General features: G+C 73.7%; 15 protein-coding genes. 7 read left to right on the forward strand and 8 right to left on the reverse strand.

Features of this window, described 5'->3' with window-relative positions:
- The coding region (locus QR78_RS18425; RefSeq protein ID WP_048429020.1) for a glycosyltransferase family protein at positions 1–957 on the forward strand (957 nt) is incomplete at its 5' end.
- Here QR78_RS18425 and QR78_RS18430 read toward each other — a convergent pair.
- Positions 945–2,141 (reverse strand): glycosyltransferase family 4 protein, encoded by a 1,197-nt coding sequence (locus QR78_RS18430; RefSeq protein WP_048429021.1) that lies wholly within the window; start codon positions 2,139–2,141, stop codon positions 945–947. The genes QR78_RS18425 and QR78_RS18430 overlap by 13 nt on opposite strands.
- Positions 2,141–3,181 carry a glycosyltransferase family 4 protein gene (locus tag QR78_RS18435; RefSeq protein WP_048429022.1) on the reverse strand — a complete coding sequence of 347 codons (1,041 nt, stop codon included), beginning with the start codon at positions 3,179–3,181 and terminating at the stop codon, positions 2,141–2,143. The genes QR78_RS18430 and QR78_RS18435 overlap by 1 nt, the downstream gene beginning before the upstream one ends.
- Positions 3,182–3,241: 60 nt before the next feature.
- On the opposite strand from QR78_RS18435, the gene QR78_RS18440 reads away from it, so the two are divergent.
- From QR78_RS18440 to QR78_RS18465, 6 genes are read left to right on the forward strand one after another with little or no spacing between them, the layout of a single operon-like run.
- Complete coding sequence (locus tag QR78_RS18440) at positions 3,242–5,314, forward strand: HAD-IIB family hydrolase (RefSeq protein WP_048429023.1); 2,073 nt, start codon at positions 3,242–3,244, stop codon at positions 5,312–5,314.
- On the forward strand, positions 5,304–6,182 hold the full coding sequence (locus QR78_RS18445) for a glycosyltransferase family 2 protein (protein WP_179945789.1): 879 nt from the start codon (positions 5,304–5,306) through the stop codon (positions 6,180–6,182). The genes QR78_RS18440 and QR78_RS18445 overlap by 11 nt, the downstream gene beginning before the upstream one ends.
- A 13-nt stretch (positions 6,183–6,195) precedes the next feature.
- Positions 6,196–7,347, forward strand: a complete 1,152-nt coding sequence (locus QR78_RS18450) for a glycosyltransferase (protein WP_048429024.1) — start codon at positions 6,196–6,198, stop codon at positions 7,345–7,347.
- Between the two features lie 38 nt (positions 7,348–7,385).
- Positions 7,386–8,312 carry a galactosyltransferase-related protein gene (locus tag QR78_RS18455; protein ID WP_048429025.1) on the forward strand — a complete coding sequence of 309 codons (927 nt, stop codon included), beginning with the start codon at positions 7,386–7,388 and terminating at the stop codon, positions 8,310–8,312.
- Positions 8,309–9,421 carry a glycosyltransferase gene (locus QR78_RS18460; RefSeq protein ID WP_048429026.1) on the forward strand — a complete coding sequence of 371 codons (1,113 nt, stop codon included), beginning with the start codon at positions 8,309–8,311 and terminating at the stop codon, positions 9,419–9,421. Before QR78_RS18455 ends, QR78_RS18460 begins: the two co-directional genes overlap by 4 nt.
- On the forward strand, positions 9,418–10,086 hold the full coding sequence (locus QR78_RS18465; protein WP_048429027.1) for a class I SAM-dependent methyltransferase: 669 nt from the start codon (positions 9,418–9,420) through the stop codon (positions 10,084–10,086). The genes QR78_RS18460 and QR78_RS18465 overlap by 4 nt, the downstream gene beginning before the upstream one ends.
- Before the next feature lie 214 nt (positions 10,087–10,300).
- On the opposite strand, the gene QR78_RS18470 is transcribed toward QR78_RS18465, so the two are convergent.
- From QR78_RS18470 to QR78_RS18495, 6 genes are all read right to left on the reverse strand, one after another.
- Positions 10,301–11,245: a choline kinase family protein gene (locus QR78_RS18470; protein ID WP_048429028.1), complete on the reverse strand. Its 945-nt coding sequence runs from the start codon at positions 11,243–11,245 to the stop codon at positions 10,301–10,303.
- Between the two features lie 20 nt (positions 11,246–11,265).
- Positions 11,266–12,234: a phosphotransferase family protein gene (locus tag QR78_RS18475; protein ID WP_053220979.1), complete on the reverse strand. Its 969-nt coding sequence runs from the start codon at positions 12,232–12,234 to the stop codon at positions 11,266–11,268.
- Positions 12,231–13,574: an allantoate amidohydrolase gene (locus QR78_RS18480; RefSeq protein ID WP_048429029.1), complete on the reverse strand. Its 1,344-nt coding sequence runs from the start codon at positions 13,572–13,574 to the stop codon at positions 12,231–12,233. Before QR78_RS18480 ends, QR78_RS18475 begins: the two co-directional genes overlap by 4 nt.
- Positions 13,549–14,301, reverse strand: coding sequence for a DeoR/GlpR family DNA-binding transcription regulator (locus QR78_RS18485; protein WP_048429063.1), 753 nt, complete (start codon positions 14,299–14,301; stop codon positions 13,549–13,551). Before QR78_RS18485 ends, QR78_RS18480 begins: the two co-directional genes overlap by 26 nt.
- A gap of 93 nt (positions 14,302–14,394) precedes the next feature.
- Positions 14,395–15,954 carry an amidase gene (locus QR78_RS18490; protein WP_048429030.1) on the reverse strand — a complete coding sequence of 520 codons (1,560 nt, stop codon included), beginning with the start codon at positions 15,952–15,954 and terminating at the stop codon, positions 14,395–14,397.
- Positions 15,955–16,016: 62 nt separating this feature from the next.
- Positions 16,017–16,736 (reverse strand): ABC transporter ATP-binding protein, encoded by a 720-nt coding sequence (locus QR78_RS18495; protein ID WP_048429031.1) that lies wholly within the window; start codon positions 16,734–16,736, stop codon positions 16,017–16,019.
- Between the last annotated feature and the right edge of the window lie 3 nt (positions 16,737–16,739).

Consider the following 16,739-nt stretch of genomic DNA (forward strand, 5'->3'; position numbering starts at 1 on the left):
GCCGCCGCCATGCCGGCGCCGAGCGCGCGGCGCCTCGCCTATCCGGGCGGGCGCGAGCGCACCTTTCCGATCGCCTGCGAGTCCTGCGGCGTTCTGACGGAGCGGGGTGCAGATCCGGCCCGCTGCTGGGACGACCTCGCCCGGCGCCTCGGCCAAGACCTGTTCGTGCCCGATCCGGACGCCGCTTACGGCCTCGACGTCTACACCCTGCGCAGCGCCGCGACCCGGCTCGGCCGCGGCCTGCGCCCCCTCGGGCCGGAGGACCGCGCCGCCCTCTTGCGGCCCCACGCGGTCCGCGCCGCGCAGGCCGTCCTGTACGACCTCGCGGGGGGACGCCCGGTCTCCCTCGGGCTGATCGGCCGGGCGGCCGAGTGCGACGCCGTGTTGGCCGCGCTCGCGCCCCATGCCGCCTGGACCGACGACGTGGTGGTGCTGCTCGACGGCGAACGGTCTCCGCCCCGGCCGGTGGCGGTCCCGGGATTCTTCGACGGCGCCGTGCGGGTCGCGGCCCGGCCGCTCTCGGGCGATTTCGCGGCCCAGCGCAACGCTCTCCAGGACCTGGCGCGCCGCCCCTGGATGCTGCAGCTCGACACCGACGAAACGATCGACCCCGCGCTCGGCCGGGCCCTGCCCGCGCTCGCGGCGCTCGCCGAGGACGGCGACGTCGTCTCGGTCGGGCTGCCCCGGCGCAACCGGGTCGACGGTATGCTCTCGGACGTCTACCCGGACGTGCAGTACCGGCTGAACCGGGCCGGGACCCGCTATGCCGGCCGCGTCCACGAGCGGCCGGTCCTCGACGGCGGTTGGCCCCGCAGCCTCCTCGCCCTCACCGGCGCAATCGACCACGCCCTGAGCCTCGCCCATGTCCGGGCCCGCTCGCGGACCTACGAGACCCTCGATCCGGGGCGGGGGCGGCCCGAGGAGGAGGCGGCGCTGCTGCGGCCCTACCGGGCCTGAGGCCAGCTCCGCGCCGCCGCGATCGCCCGCCGGTACAGGTCGAGCGTCTCGCGCCCCAGGCTCGCCCGGTCGAACCGTCCGGCCGCCGCCAGCGCCCGGGCGCGGTAGGCGCGGCGCAAGGCCGGATCGCGCAGGAGCGGGCGCAGGGCGTCGGCGAGCGCCGGGCCGGTCGCCTCCGCGGCGAGAGGCCCCGCCCCGGGATCGCCCACGAAGGCGCGGGCGCTGGCATCCTCCGCGCAGGCCACCACCGGGCGGCCATACGCCATGGCCTCCTGGTAGACGAGCCCGAAGCTCTCGTAGCGCGAGGGCGCGAGGACGATGTGGGCGTGCCGATAGGCCTCCGCGAGCGCCGCCGCGTCGATCCGGCCGCTGGGCTGGAGCCGGGCGCGGGCCGGGGCGGGCAGGTCGGCGGGCAGGTCCCCCTGCGGCACCCCGACGAGGTCGAGCCGGAACGGCGGCAGGGCGCCCCGCTCCTGCTCGTCGGAAAGGATCGCCAGCGCGGCCATGAGCGCGTCGAAGCCCTTGCGGGCCTCCGCCCGGCCGACGAAGAGCAGCTGCACCGGATCCTCCGTCTCCGGATAGGGAGCCGCGCGCGCACCGGCCACGATCTCCGGCGGCAGGCTCAGCCCGATCACCGCGGCCGGCTGCCCGCCCGAAAGCCGGTAGGCCGCGTCGATCACCGCCGCGTGCGCGGCGGTGTTGGCGATGAGGCCGGCGCTGCCCCGCGCTTGGCGCCGTTCGAGGGCGTCGGCGCTCGCCCCGTCGAGGCGGTCGCGCAGGGTGGGCGCCGAGCCGCGGGTGAAGGCGGCCGGCGTCGAGGAGCGGGTCACCAGCGGCAGATCCCGGCGCCCGGCGAGCAGGACGGCCGGGGCGTACCAGTTCGTCGCCTCGACGACGTCGAAGGGGCTGGCACGATGGGCCGCCAGTACCGCGCGGCGGAAGGCGAGGGGTGCCGCGAGATGGCCGAGCGAGCCCCAGAGCCGCAGCCGCGCGAGGGGGCCTCCCGGCGCCAGGGCGAGGCCGACGATCTGGACGCCCCCGGCCCACGCGGTCCCGGCGCGGTCGAGGGTGAACACCGTCACGTCGGCACCGGATCCGGCCAGGCTCTCGGCGATCTCCCGGGCGGCGGTGGAGAGGCCGCTCGGGGCCGGCGGATAGTCCCAGGCGAGGAGGGCGGTGCGCATCAGCGGCCGAGCAGGCGCCGGTAGAGGGCGAGGTAGTCCCGCGCCATGCGCTCGGCGGTGAACCGCTCCTCGAAGCGACGGCGCACGCCCGCCCGGTCGATGGTGCCGATCCGGGCCAAAGCCGCCACGGCCTCGGCCTCGGAGGAGACGACGAAGCCCGTCACCCCGTCCTCGACGATCTCCGGCACCGAGCCGCGGTTCCAGGCGATCACCGGGGTGCCGCAGGCCATCGCCTCGATCATCACGAGGCCGAACGGCTCGGGCCAGTCGATCGGAAAGAGGAGCGCGACGGCCTCGCGCAGGAGCGCGCCCTTGGCCGCGTCGTCCACCGGCCCGAGATAGACCGCGTCCTCGCCGAGCAGCGGCCGCACCTCCCGGTCGAAATAGCCCGGATTGCCGACGTCGATCGTGCCGCCGAGCCGGATCGGCAGGCCGGCGGCGCGGGCGACGCGGATCGCGGTGTCGGGCCGCTTCTGGTCGGTCAGCCGGCCGACGAAGGCGAGGTGGCGGCCCGGCGCCGGGGAGGCCGCGTAGCGATCCCGGTCGATGCCGTGATGGATCACCCCGGCGCGGTTCGAGGCCGGGATGCCGGCGCCCTGCGCGGCCGAGATCGCCGCCACCGGCAGATCCGGGAACCCCTCGAAGAACAACGCCCGGTCGAGCTCGTCGACCCGCCAGTGGATCGTCGTCAGGCTGTGGGACCGGCGCTCGCCCAGCAGCGCGGCATGCGCGAACTCGCCGTGGCAATGGACGATGTCGAAGGCGTCGAGATGCCGGCGCAGGGCGTCGAGCTGCAGCGCGTCGAGGGCGGCCGGGACGCCCGGCGCGACGGGGCCGTGCCGGCGTTCCAGGGCCGCGAGGCTCGGGTAATTACCGATACGGGGTAAGTGTGTCGCACTGTCCGAGGGGGCGAACAGCGTTACCTCCACCCCCAAGCTTCGCAGCGCCGTGCTGAGGTCGTGGATGACCCGCTCCGTGCCGCCGTGATGGTCCGGGGGGATGGGAAAGATGTTCGGGGCGACTTGCGCGACGCGGATCAAAGAAGACACCTCACTCGAACCGTCCTGTGCTTGCGGCTTGTCCACTGTGGCAGCGGCCTGATGTTCGTTCTGCACGTCGCCCTGCAGGGCTGCCTGCGCGGCCGGGATGTCGTCTATGGGCTTACCGCCGATACCGGCGGCCATATCCGCTACCTGCTCGATCTCGTCGCCGCCTCGGCCCAGGATCCCGGGATCGACCGGATCGTGGTGGCGACCCGGCTGTTCGACGGCCCGCCCGGCCCCGATTACGCCGTGCCCGAAGAGCGGCTCGGCGACAAGGTCGCGCTGGTGCGGCTGGCGAGCACGTCCCCGGGTTACCGCACCAAGGAGGAGATGCACGCGGAGGTCGCGAGCTTTGCCGAGAGCCTGATCGCCTGGATCGGCCTGCAGGCGCGGGCCCCGGACCTGATTCACGCCCATTACGCCGATGCCGCCGCGGTGGCGGCGATCGTCGAGGAGCGCCTCGGCCTCCCGTTCGTGTTCACCGCCCATTCGCTCGGGCGAGTCAAGGCCGCGACGTTGGGGGAGGGGGCCGCGACCCGTCCCGACCTCGCCCGCCGGATCGCCACCGAGGAGCAGGCGCTCGCCCGCGCGAGCCTCGTCGTCGCGTCCTCCCGCGACGAGGCGGAGGTGCAATATGCGGGCTACGCCGCCTACGATCCCGGCCGGATCAGGGTGCTGCCGCCGGGCAGCGATCTCGCCCGCTTCGCCGACAGCCGCCCCGACCCGCGGGTCGACGCCACGATCGCGCGCTTCCTGCACGAGCCCGACAAGCCGGTGCTGCTGGCGCTCGCCCGCCCGGTGGCGCGCAAGAACCTCGCGGCCCTGGTGCGGGCCTACGGCGAGAGCGCGGATTTGCAGGCGCGGGCGAACCTCGTCCTCGTCGCCGGCACCCGCGACGACATCGACGCGCTCGACGGCGACATGGCCGCGACGATGCGCGACCTCCTGGTGCTGATCGACCGCTACGACCTCTACGGCCGGGTCGCCTATCCCAAGACCCACCGGCCCGAGGACGTGCCGGCGCTCTACGCCCATGCCCGCGTGCGCGGCGGCCTGTTCGTCAACCCGGCGCTGAACGAGCCGTTCGGCCTGACGCTGCTCGAGGCCTCCGCCGCCGGCCTGCCCCTCGTCGCCACCGATAGCGGCGGGCCCAACGACATCGTCGAGACCTGCGGCAACGGGATCCTGGTCGATCCGCGAGCGCCGGACGCCATCGCGGCGGCGTGCGTGACGATCCTCGACGATCCGAGCTTCTACGCGACTTGCGTCGCCGGCGGGGCGCGGGCGGCGGCAGCCTACAACTGGGACCGGCACGCCGCCCGCTACCACGCCCTGCTGCGGGCGCTGCACGCCCCCGTGCCGCCGATGCGGGCGCCCCGCCAGCTCCTGATCAGCGACATCGACAACACGCTCGTCGGCTGCCAGGCGGGCTTGAGCACCTTCCGCCGCTGGCGCAGCCGGCAGGAAGCCCTCGCCTTCGGGGTCGCGACCGGGCGCTCGTTCCACAGCGCGATGGCGATCCTGGAGCAGCAGGACAGCCCGCGCCCGCAGGTGATGATCACCTCGGTCGGCTCCGAGATCTACCACCTCGACGAGAACGGCGTGACCTACACGGCCGATACCGCCTGGCGCGAAACGGTCTCCGCCGGCTGGGAGCGGGAGGCCTTGTGCGCGGCGCTCGCCGGCCTCGACGGCCTCGTGCCCCAGGGCCCCCTGGAGCAGCGGGCGTTCAAGCTCAGCTATTTCGGCGACGTCGTGGCGGCGGCCCGGGTGCGGGCGCGCCTCGGCCGGGCAGGCCTGCGGGGGACCGTGATCCACAGCCACGGCCGCTACCTCGACGTGCTGCCGGAACGAGCCTCGAAGGGCACCGCCGTCGACCACGTCCGCGCGCTCTACGGCCTGCCCGAGCGGGCGGTGTTCGTGGCCGGCGATTCGGGCAACGACATCGAGATGCTGCGCGCCCGGGCCCAGGCCATCATCGTGGCGAACTATTCCGACGACCTCGCCGGCCACGCCGCGCTCCAGCATTCCTACGTCGCCCGGGCCTCGCATGCCCGCGGCATCATCGAGGGCGTGGGGCATTTCCGCCGGGCGCTCCAAAGCCAGGCGCTCGCGTCCCATGCCGGCTGAGACCGCCGCGGCCGTCAGCGTGCTGACCCTGGTGCGCGGCCGGGCCGACCGGCTGCGCCACCTGATGCGCGGCCTCGCCCGCCAGACCGCATCGCCGCGCGAACTCGTCATCGCCTGGATGCAGCCAGAGGCCGAGCCGGACCTGCCCGATCCCGGCTGCCCGGTCCGCCACCTGCACGTCCCGGGCGAGCCGATGCCGCTCGCCGCCGCCCGCAACCGGGCGGCGGAGGCGGCTTGCAGCGACCTCCTGGTGTTTCTCGACGTCGATTGCATCCCGGGACGGTCCCTCGTCGCCGCCTATGCGGGGGCCGCGGCGCGCACCGACGGGCTGTTTCTGGGCGAGGTCCTGTACCTGCCGCCCGGTGGCCTGCCTGCCGACAGCGACGACGCGACCCTCGACCGGCTCGGCCGCGCCCACCCGGCGCGCCCGCCGGTGCCGGAGGCGGGACTCCGCCCCGAGCCGGATGCCGGCCAGCTCTGGGGCCTGTCCTTCGCCCTGCCCGCCCGGGCCTGGCACGCGGGCGGCGGCATGGACGAGGCTTACGCGGGCTATGGCGGCGAGGAGACCGACCTCGCGGCGCGCCTCGCGGGCAGCGGCCTGCCGACCTTCTGGGTCGGGGGCGCGCGGGCCTACCACCAGCACCACCCGGTCCACGTCCCGCCGCTCCAGCACTTCGCGCCGATCCTCGCCAACGCGGCGCGCTTCCGGGCCCGGCACGGGCGCTGGTGCATGACCTACTGGCTCGGCCAGTTCCGCGACGCCGGGCTGATCGCCTGGGACGAGGAGGCGGAGTCGATCCGCCTGCTGCGCGCCCCGACCGCGCCCGAGATCGCCGCCGCCTCGCGGCCCGACGCCCTGTTCTCCTGACAACCGAGAGACCATGAAGAAGCCGATCGCGTTCTTCGTCCACCACCAGGGACGGGGCCATGCCAACCGCACGATGGCGGTGGCGGCCGAGTTCGCCCGCGACCGCCCGGTCTCGGTGCTGACCGCCGGCCCCCACCTGTTCGACGGGTTCTCCCGCGACATCGAAATCGTGGCCCTGCCGAACATGATCGGCGCCGCGGTGCCGACGCCGCGCCTCTACGCCGAGCCGACGCCGCAGGTGATGCATTGCGTGCCGCTCGGCCTCGCCGAGATGCGCCGGACGATGCGCCAGATCCTCGACCATCTCGACGAGCGCGGGATCGGCCTGTTCGTCGTCGACGTCTCGGCGGAGATCGCGCTGCTCGCCCGCATCGCCAGCGTGCCGGCGGTGCAGATCCGCATGCATGGCGACCGCCAGGATATCGGCCATGTCGGCTCGTATGAAGCCTGCGTCGGAATGCTGGCGCCGTTCGATCCCCGGATGGAGCAGGACGACTACCCGGCGCACTTACGCGCCAAGACCTTCTACAGCGGCGGGCTCTGCACCAGCGTCGACCGGGTGCCGGACCGGGCCGAGGCGCGGGCCAGGCTCGGGCTCGATCCCGACCGCGAGATCGTCGTGGCGGTGACCGGCGGCGGGGGCAGCGGTACGCCCTACGCCCCCCTCACGGTGGCGGCGCGGGCGGCGCCGGACGCCCTGTGGCTCACCCTCGGGCCGACCCACCGCGAGGGTCACGAGACCGATTTTTCGAATTTGCGCGAACTCGGCTGGGTGCCCTCGGTCACCGACTACCTGGCGGCGGCCGACATCGTGGTGGCGTCGGCCGGCGACAACACGGTGCACGAGGTCGCCCGCGTCGGCGGCCGGCTGATCGTGATGCCGGAATGGCGCTATTTCGGCGAGCAGACCCGCAAGGCCGAAGCCCTGGTGCGCCTCGGCGCCGCCGTCCAGGCGCCTTTCTGGCCCGGCGACCTCCAGGGCTGGCGCGACCTCCTCGCCCGCGCCCGCGCCCTCGACGGGGCGGCGTTGCGCAGCCTCTACGCGCCGGACGCCGCCGCCCGCGCCGCGGGCTGGCTCGAAGGGCTGACCGACGAGCTTTGGCAAGGCGCCGCCGAGCCCTCGCAAGCCGCCACCGCCCCACTGCGCGTCGTCGCGGCCGGCTGAGCCTGCCCGCTTCCCTCTTGCCGGAGCCGAGAGCCCGCATGTCCACCGTTTCCGTCGTGACCCTGGCCAAGGGCCGGCCGGCGCATCTCGCCAATGTTCTGCGCGGCCTGGAGCGCCAGACCCAAGCACCTGTCGAGTTCATCGTCGCGGTGATGCACGACGACCTCTACGATCTGCCCGCGTCGTCGGTCCCCGTGCGCCAGATCCGGGTGTCCGGTACCGAGCTGCCGCTCGCCGCCGCGCGCAACCGCGGCGTCGCGGCGGCCACCGGGGAGGCCGTGGTCTTCCTCGACGTCGACTGCATCCCCGCACCCGACCTCGTCGCCGATTACGCCAAGGGCCTCGCCACCCTCGACGGCCTGCTGATGGGCGAGGTGCTGCACCTGCCCGAGGCCGCCACGCTGGGCCACTGGACCTACGAAGACCTGGCCCGGGTCGCCGAGAAGCATTCCGACCGCCGCGGGCCGCCGGCTACGGGACTCGAGATCTGCCACGATTACCGCTGCTTCTGGTCGCTCAACTTCGCGATCCGGCGCGCCACCTTCCTGGCCACCGGCGGCTTCGACGAGCGCTATACCGGCTATGGCGGCGAGGACACCGATTTCGGCAAGGCGCTCGACCGGCGCGGCCTGCCGATCGCCTGGATGAAGGGCGGGCTCGCCTATCACCAGTACCACCCCCACCACATGCCGCCGGTCCACCACCTCGACAGCGTGGTGCGCAACGCCGAATTGTTCGAGGCCAAGTGGGGCTACCGCACCATGGGGCACTGGCTCCACGCCTTCCGGGTGATGGGGCTGATCGACGACACGCCCGACCGGCCGATCCGCATCCTGCGCCGCCCCGACGCCGACGATCTTGCCCTCACCGGCCAGCAGGGCCACCAGCCCTACACCAACTCCGCCTCGGTCATCCGCGCCATCGAGGCCCGCGAGGTGCCGGTGCAGGACGCGGTTACTGCGTGAGGATCGCGCTCCTCGCCCATCTGCGCCATCCGATCGCGCCGCCCTTCGCGGGCGGGCTCGAAGCCTATTGCTGGCACCTCGCCGAGGGGCTGACCGCGCGGGGCCACGACGTGGTGCTGTTCGCCTCCGGCGACAGCGACCCGCGCTTTTCCCTCGATCCGGTAAGCCCGGTCCACCACGAGAAGCGCTTTCCGGGCCTCGAGCACCGGGGCGATGCCGGGTTGCGCGCCCATGTCGACGCCGCCTACGCGGCCGCCCTCGACCGGATCGCGGCCGGCGGCTTCGACGTGGTGCACAACAACTCGCTCAGCCGGCTGCCGCTGGAGCGGCGGCGCACGAGCACCGTTCCCACCCTCACCTCCCTGCACGCGCCGCCCTACGACGCGCTCCGGTGGTTCGTGCACGACAGCCCATGCCCGACCCACCGCCTCACCGCGACCTCCTCCGCCCACCTCGCCGCCTGGTGGCCGGACGGTCCGCCGCCCGAGGCGTCCGTTCTTCCCAACGGCATCGATCCCGCGGCCTGGCCCTTCGGGGCGAACGGTGACGGCAGCGCCGCCTGGAGCGGGCGCCTGACCCCCGTGAAGGGCGCGCACCACGCGATCGCGGCGGCGAGGAGCGCCGGGCTGCCCCTGACCCTGTTCGGCCCGATCGAGGAACCGGATTACTGGGAGGCGGGCATCCGCCCGCTCCTCGGCGGGGCGATCCGTTACGGCGGCCACCTGGCCGGAGCGGCGCTGGCCGCCGAGATGGCCCGCGCATCCGTCTTCCTGTTCACCCCGTGCTGGGACGAGCCGTTCGGGCTGGCGGCGATCGAGGCGATGGCCTGCGGCCTGCCCGTCGCCGGCTTTGCCCGCGGCGCTGCCCGGGAGGTCGTGGGCGAGGCCGGTTGCCTGGTCCCATCCGAGGATGCCGCGGCGCTGGCCGGGGCGATCCCGGCGGCACTCGCCATCCCGCGACGAATCCCGCGCGAGCGGGTGCTGCGCCTGTTCACCCGCGACCTCTGGCTCGACCGCTGCGAGGCCCTCTACGCGGCGCTCCATGCCGGCGCCGCAGGTCGTGCCGGCGCCACGCTTCCCCTATCTCCCGAATCCCGAGCCGCACCATGACCCGCCAGACGATCATCGACGCGCTGTGGCACGGCCGCGATCCCTTCGCGAACCCGCCCGAGGCCCTGCGCCCCCTCGACCTCCAGGGCTGGCGCAGCATCCATCCCTATCTCGAGGAGGCGGTGCGCGAGTGGCGTCCCGGCACCGTCGTCGAGATCGGCGCCTGGAAGGGGGCGAGCGTGCTCTACCTTGCTCAGGTCATGGCCGAGCACGACGTGTCCGGCACGGTGATCGCCGTCGATACCTGGCTCGGCGCGGTCGACCACTGGGCCGATCCGGCGCTGTTCGCGGAACTGAGCCCGGAACACGGCTATCCGAGCCTCTACCGCACCTTCCTGGCCAACGTCCTGCGCTCGGGGCTGGCCGAGCGGGTGGTGCCGCTTCCCCTCGATTCGGTGAACGCCGCCGAACTGATGCGCCTGCGCGGGCTGTCCGCCGACGTGATCCATCTCGATGCCGGCCACGAGGAATCCTCGGTGGCGGCCGACCTCCGGGCCTGGTGGCCGGTCCTGCGCCCCGGCGGCCTGTTCATCGCCGACGATTACGACAGCCAGGGGGGCAAGTTTCCCGGCGTCGCCCGGGCGGTCGACACCTTCTGCGCCGAGCACGGGCTCGCGGGCCCGTGGTCGTTGCGGGGGAAGGCCAAGTTCGTGAAGCCCGCCTGAGACCGCGGCGCCTTCGAACGGATCCGCTCGAAGGCGCCGGGCCGAGCCCGACCGTGCGTCGTCGCCGAGGCGCGAGGGTCTGATACCGCTTCCGGAAGATTCCTTCCGGAAGCGGTATCACCAGCCCGCGCGGTGGAGCCGCAGGCTCCACACGCTTGAGCGAAGCCGAAATCCGCATCGCGAAGCGATCAACCGGATTTCGTATGACGGGTCCTCACACCTGCCGCAGCCAGAGCGGCCAGTCGGGATGGTGGAACAGCGTGCGCGCCCGCTGGTGCTTCCAGGAGCCGTACTTGTAATAGTCGAAATCGAGGGTCGAGACCGCCTCCTGGATCATCGCCCAGGTCGCCCATTTGAGGTCGCCGAGCGCCTTGAGCACGGCGATGCGGGCGGCGATCCTGCGGTCCCAGCGGCCGAAATAGGCCTCGATCATCTCGTCCTCGACGGCCTGCGGAAACGCCATCTCGTCGAACCACAGGGCGAGCTCGTAGGTGCGCTCGTTGTTCGAGGCGTACTCGAAATCGACCAGCAGCACCCGGTCGTCGTCGTCGATCAGGAAATTGCCGGCGAGCGTGTCGTTCATGCAGGGCACGAGGTCGAGGCCCGAGGCGGTCAGCGCCGCCTTGGCCTCGGCGAAGGCGCGCATCAGGTGGCCCTGGTCGGGCGGCAGGCGGCCGCCGACCTGGGCCACCTGCGCGACATGCTCCTCGATCATGTCGAAGATCGTCTTGGTGAGGCCGAGGGGAGCGGAATCGTTGAAGGCCCGCAGGGCCCGCACGGCGTTGCCGCGCACCGCCGGGCGCAGGAAGTCGAGGTTCGAGGAGGCGCGAAACCCTTCCGCGAAGGCGAAGATCTCGACACCCTCGTCCGGCAGGTAGTCGATCACCGGCACGCCGAAGCCGCAGGACTGTGCCCGGCGGCTGGCGTCGTTGGCGGCGTCGCGGGCGATGAACATCTCGGTGCCGCGACCCGGCACCTTGAGGAAGCAATCGGCCTCCCCGGGGATGCCGATGCGCCAGTTGGTGTTGCTGATCCCCCCGGGCACCGGGCGGTAGCGCAGGGCCTTGCCGCGCCAGGCCGGGACCCGGGCGAGGATGGCTTCCAGCGCCCGCTCGCTCTCGCTGCCCGCCTGTCCGAAGGATGTCCAGATCTGGGTCATGCCGGATCTCCCGCGCTGCCTCACAGCCGCCGCAGCCACGCCTCGCATTCCCGCGCGCCGAGGGTGGTGCGGGCGTGGAGGAGCCGCCAGGTGCCGTACTTGTAGAATTCGATGCCGGTGCGGGCCGAGGTCACGGCGCGCACGACGCCCCACAGCCCCCACATCACGTCGTCGACGGCGCCGTAGAGCCGGCAGCGGCCGTAGAGGTGCTCCGGGCAGTTGCCGGCATAATGTTCGATGGCGGCCCGGCGCTGGTCCTCGAACAGGCAGGCCTCGTTGAGGAGGGCGCCGACGTCGAACCAGGGATCGTTGTCGCCGGCGAGGTCGAAGTCGACGAGGCGCAGATCCGCCGCCCCGCACTCCTGCGCCTCCCGGATCATCACGTTCGAGGCGATGCCGTCGTTGTGGCAGAAGGCGAGGTCGAACCCCGCCGCATGCACCGCCTCGCGGACGAGGTCGGTGGTCGCGAGGAGGCGCTCGGTCCCGTCGGGCAGGGGTGCCCCGGCGGCCCGGGCCTCGGCGGCCAGCGCCGCGATGCGGGCGAAGGGACAGAACCGGGCGCCGAGGGGACCGCTCGCGTGCAGACGCTTCTTGGCGTCGAGGACCCGCCCGAGGAGGCCGGGGTCCTGCAGATCCCCGACCCGCGCCTCGCGCCAGGGCGCCGGCAGGTCGGCGAGGGCGAGCGCCGCCTCGTCCTCGAACACGACGTCGGGCCCGATCCCGAGATCCGCCGCCCGCCGCGCGGCGGTGCCGGCCTGCGGCAGGATGTCGGTCGCCATGTCCGGGTGACGGAGCTTCAGGAAGAGGGCGGGACCGGTCTCGAAGCTCACCCGCAGGCAATCGGAGGCGGTGGCGCGGTGCGTCGGCGAGGCGAGGGGGGCGACCGCCACCGTCCGGGCCGGGCGCCGGGCCCGCCAGTCCTGCCGCCCGGCGAGCAGAGCCGCGACGCGCGGGTCGAGGGCGGTGGGGGCGGGGCCGTCGGCATTCATCGCGTCGCTCCGCGGGAAGGGTCGGCCGCGTCATGCAAGGCCCGCACCGGAGAGCCCCCGGCCCGGCACAGGCGCGTCGCCGCCCGCAGGGCGACGCGCAGGCCGGCCTCCAGGTCGGCGTCGGCGGTGAACTCGGCCTCGTCGTGGGCGATGCCGTCGCGGCTGGGCACGAAGATCAGGCCGGTCGGGCACAGGCCGAGCAGGCTCAGCGCGTCGTGGCCCGCCACCGTGTCCATCCGCAGGGCATGCAGGCTCTCGGCCTCGGCACAGGCCTCGGCGAGGTCGCAGACCTCGGCGGGCAGCGGCCGGACCGGGCGCCGGGAACGGCTGCGCAGCGCCACCCCGACGCGGGCCTCGCCGGCCGCCGCCGCGATGGCGCGCTCGGCCCAGGCGGTCGCCTCGGACAGGAGGCCGTCGTCGTCCGCGCGGACCTCGACGGAGAGGACCGTCTCCGCCGGTACCACGTTGGCGGAGTTCGGCGCGACCAGGATGCGGCCGACCGAGGTATGGACCCGGTCCGGCCAGGCCTCCGCCACGGTCCGCAACGCGGTGATGAGCAGGGCCGCCGCGTAGAGCGCGTCCCGGCGCCGGCCCATCCGGGTCGGCCCGGTATGGGCCTGCTCGCCGGTGAACACGACCTCGATCTTGGCCGCCCCCCAGTTGCGGGTGACGAGACCGATCCGGGCCCCGGCCTCCTCCAGGATCGTGCCCTGCTCGACATGGAGTTCGAGGTAGCAGGCGGGGAGCGGGGGCGCGGCGTCGGATCCGAGCGCCCGGATCGCCGCCAGGGCCTCGCCGAGCGCGACGCCCGCGTCGTCGCGGCAGCCGAGCGCGGTCTCCGCGTCGTGGTGGCCGGCATAGACTCCGCTGCCGAGGAGGCTCGGCCGGAACCGGGCTCCCTCCTCGTTGGTCCAGTTCACCGCGCAGAGATCGGCGTCGAAGGCGGCGCCCGCCCGGCGGGCCCGCATCAGCGCCGCCCCGATGGCCGCCGCCGCCGCGACCCCGTAGGTTCCGTCGAAGCGCCCCGCCCGGGGCTGGCTGTCGAGATGCGAGCCCAGCATCACCACCGGGGCATCCGCGGCCCCGGCGAGCCTGAAGAGCCCGAACTGGTTGCCGACCGCGTCGGTGCGGAGCGTCGCCCCGGCCTCGCGCAGGAAATCGGCCAGGATGGCCCGGGCGGCCCCGTCCTCGGGCGTGCCGCACAGCCGGGTCACGCCGCCGCCGGGCGTCGCTCCGCAGGCCGAGAGGCGGGAGAAGAGATCGTGGAACGCCGCAGCGGCGTTTTCGTGGTCGAAGGACGCCGCCGCGGCGGCGTCAGGCGCTGACGATCGCGATGTCATGCTGGGCGAAACGATCCTGGAAGGGTTGCGGCGGCGGACGGTCGGTGACGACGCGCAGGCGCTCCTCGAGCCCGAAGGTGCAGAGATTGGCCTGCCGCCCGAACTTGCGGGAATCGGCGAGGAGCACGGCCTCGCGGGCCTGGCCCCGCAGCACCTTGCGCAGGGCGGATTCGTGCTCCTCGTAGTCCATCCAGCCGTGGACGAGGTCGCAGGCACCGATCCCCATGAAGGCGATGTCGAAGAAGAACCGGCGCGCATACGCGACGGTCTCGTAGCCGACGAGGGCGTTGTCGCGCGCCCGCAGGGTGCCGGGGGTCAGGTTGATCCGGGCCGGGCCGGAGCCGAGCAGCAGCGCGATGTCGATCGAGTTGGTGGTGACGGTGAGGCTGCGGCTGGTGAGCCGGCGCGCGAGCGCCAGCGTCGTGGTGCCGGTGTCGAGGAAGACCGACATGCCGTCGCGGACCAGCCCCTCGGCGAGCGCCGCGACCCGCGCCTTCTCGCGGGCATTGGTCTTGCCGCGCTCCTGGAGCGGCCGGTCCTCGTCGAGGCGCAGGGGCACCGCGCCACCGTGGATGCGCCGCAGGATGCCGCGCTCCTCCAGCACCTTGAGGTCGCGCCGGATCGTCTCCTCGGAGACGTGCAGGTGCGCGGCGACCTCCGCGACGCCGACCCGTCCGGTGCCGTTCAGGCGCGACAGGATCTCCTGGTAGCGGTGATCGGTTAGCATCGGCGTCCGTTCCTCCCCGTCGGTGGCGCGGACCATAGGGGAGGCCGGGAGCCTCTGTCGCCGTCGCACGCCCCGTCATGCCGGGGATGCCCCTCACGCCGCCGAGAGGGCGGGCGCCCGCCGGTGGCGGGTGGCGGCCTCGTAGTCGTGGGCGAGGGCGAGCAGGTCCGCCTCGCTCCACAGCCTGCCGACGAAGATCAGGCAGAACGGCGCGCCCGAGGCGTAGAAGCCGGCCGGCATCACCACGCCGGGCAGCCCCGCGATGTTGATCTCGCACACCGTGGTCTCGTGGATGGTCTCCGGGCCGTGGAGCGGCGGCAGCGCGTCGCGCATCTGCGGGAAGACCAGGGCGTCGAGGCCGTGCTCGGCCATCACCGCGTCGAAGATCGCGAGGTAGCGCTCGCGGAGCGACAGGAAGTCCGACAGGTCGGGCGGCGCGAGCGGATCGGCGAGGCAGGGGGCGAAGGCCGGGACCTGGTTCATCCAGTCGAGCACGCCGCCCGGGGCGAAGGGGTCCTCCGCCTTGGTGGCCGCGGCGAACTCGGCGAAGGTGCGGTAGGCGGCGTCCGGCCCGAGCCGCTGCAGGTAGTGATGCAGGTCGTGGACCACGCTCTCGATGCCGCTGGCGTCGTAATGGTCGAGGCCCGCGACGGGCCGGCCGAGGGCGGCGAACCCGCTCCCCGCGAAGGGATCCGCCACCAGGGCGGCGCCGCGGGCGGCGATCTCGCCTTGCGCCCGCGCGTAGAGGTCGGCCGTCTCCGGACTGAGCGGCCGGTCGCGCCAGCCCGGCCCGTAGAGGCCGAGCCGCTTGCCCTGGAGCGCGGTCGTCGAGAGGCCGGCCGCGTAGCCGCCCTTCGGCCGCCGACCGATCGCCGCCACGGTCTTCGGGTCGGCGGCGGTGTAGCCGGCGAGCGCGTCGAGGGTGAGCGCCGCGTCCCTCACGCAGCGGGCGATCGGCCCGACCACGTCGCGGGTGCTGCCGGCGAGGGGCACCACGCCGGCATTCGGCACCAGGGCGAAGGTCGGCTTGATGCCGACGAGCCCCTGAGCCGAGGCCGGGTTCTGGATCGAGCCTCCGGTCTCCTCGGCGAGACCGAGCACCGCGAGGCTCGCGGCGACCGCCGTGGCGGTGCCGGCGCTCGACCCGCCGGGCAGGCTCTCGGGCACCATGGCGTTCAGGGTCGGGCCGGCCCAGCTGTCGTTGGCGTGGCTGCCGGTGGCGCTGAGCACCGGCACGTTGGTCTTGCCGAGGATGACGCAGCCTGCCGCCCGCATCCGGGCGACGACCGGGGAATCGGTGCCCGGCATCAGGTCGGTGCCGCCGGCCTTGGCGCAGAGGAAGTGCCAGCCGGCGGTGGTCGGCAGGCCCGCCATGTCCATCGTGTCCTTGACCACCACCGGAACGCCGGCCAGCGGCCCCAGGGCCTCGCCGGCGGCGCGGCGCCGGTCGATCGCCCGCGCCTCGTCCAGGGCGTGGGGGTTGAGGAAGATCAGCGCATTGTAGCGCGGGTTGTAGGTCGCGATGCGGGCGAGGAAGGCCTCCGCCAGGGCCTCGGCGGTGACGCCGCGGGCGAAGGCCTCCTGGGCATCGGCGACCGTCATCTCGACGGCGGCGTCGGACAGGGCGGGGGCGGGGATCGGGTCAGCAGCCATCGTTCGGGCTCCGGAGGGCTCGTCGGGACGTGGGAGATCGTTTGGGGGGGAGGGTGACGGCCTCAATGCATGCCGACGAACTCGTCGATCAGGGCCCGGTCGCGGGCGATCTCGGGCGGGACCTCGCGGGTGATCGCGCCCTTCTGGAGGATCAGGACCCGGTCGGAGAGGCCGGCGATGCAGTTCAGGTTCTGCTCGACGAGAAGGAGCGCGATGCCGCGCTCGCGCCCGATCCGCCGCAGGGTCTCGATGATCTCCTCGATGATCGAGGGTTGGATGCCCTCGGTCGGCTCGTCGAGGAGCAGGATGCGCGGCCCGCCGCACAGGCAGCGGGCGAGCGCCAGGAGCTGCTGCTCGCCCCCCGACAGGGCGCCGCCGGGCCGGTCGAGATAGGCGTTGAGCCGCGGGAAGTCGGCGAGGATGCCGGCGATGGTCTCGTCCTCGCCCCTGGCGGAGAGGAGGCAGCCCATGCGCAGGTTCTCGCGCACGCTCAGCGCCGGAAAGATCTCGCGGCCCTGCGGGACGTAGCCGATCCCGGCCCGGGCCCGGGCGGTCGGGCTCAGGCGGGTGACGTCCCGCCCGTCGAAGCGCACCTGCCCGGCGGTGGCCGGCAGGTAGCCCATCAGCGTGCGCAGGAGCGTCGTCTTGCCCATGCCGTTATGGCCGAGGATGCCGACGAACTCGCCCTCGCGGACGGCGAGCGCCACGCCGCCGAGGATCGGGATCCGGCCGTAGCCGGAATGCAGGCCCTCGACGGACAGGAGAGCGGGAGACTGGCCCATCGC

Source organism: Methylobacterium indicum (genome assembly GCF_001043895.1).
Lineage (GTDB): Bacteria > Pseudomonadota > Alphaproteobacteria > Rhizobiales > Beijerinckiaceae > Methylobacterium > Methylobacterium indicum.

Bases quoted from the DNA above. Each gene is read 5' to 3' on its own strand.
- QR78_RS18455 (WP_048429025.1), top strand. From the start codon at position 7,386: ATGTCCACCGTTTCCGTCGTGACCCTGGCCAAGGGCCGGCCGGCGCAT.
- QR78_RS18465 (WP_048429027.1), top strand. From the start codon at position 9,418: ATGACCCGCCAGACGATCATCGACGCGCTGTGGCACGGCCGCGATCCC.
- QR78_RS18485 (WP_048429063.1), bottom strand. From the start codon at position 14,301: ATGCTAACCGATCACCGCTACCAGGAGATCCTGTCGCGCCTGAACGGC.
- QR78_RS18495 (WP_048429031.1), bottom strand. From the start codon at position 16,736: ATGGGCCAGTCTCCCGCTCTCCTGTCCGTCGAGGGCCTGCATTCCGGC.
- QR78_RS18475 (WP_053220979.1), bottom strand. From the start codon at position 12,234: ATGAATGCCGACGGCCCCGCCCCCACCGCCCTCGACCCGCGCGTCGCG.
- QR78_RS18445 (WP_179945789.1), top strand. From the start codon at position 5,304: ATGCCGGCTGAGACCGCCGCGGCCGTCAGCGTGCTGACCCTGGTGCGC.
- QR78_RS18480 (WP_048429029.1), bottom strand. From the start codon at position 13,574: ATGACATCGCGATCGTCAGCGCCTGACGCCGCCGCGGCGGCGTCCTTC.
- QR78_RS18430 (WP_048429021.1), bottom strand. From the start codon at position 2,141: ATGCGCACCGCCCTCCTCGCCTGGGACTATCCGCCGGCCCCGAGCGGC.
- QR78_RS18440 (WP_048429023.1), top strand. From the start codon at position 3,242: ATGTTCGTTCTGCACGTCGCCCTGCAGGGCTGCCTGCGCGGCCGGGAT.
- QR78_RS18450 (WP_048429024.1), top strand. From the start codon at position 6,196: ATGAAGAAGCCGATCGCGTTCTTCGTCCACCACCAGGGACGGGGCCAT.
- QR78_RS18470 (WP_048429028.1), bottom strand. From the start codon at position 11,245: ATGACCCAGATCTGGACATCCTTCGGACAGGCGGGCAGCGAGAGCGAG.
- QR78_RS18490 (WP_048429030.1), bottom strand. From the start codon at position 15,954: ATGGCTGCTGACCCGATCCCCGCCCCCGCCCTGTCCGACGCCGCCGTC.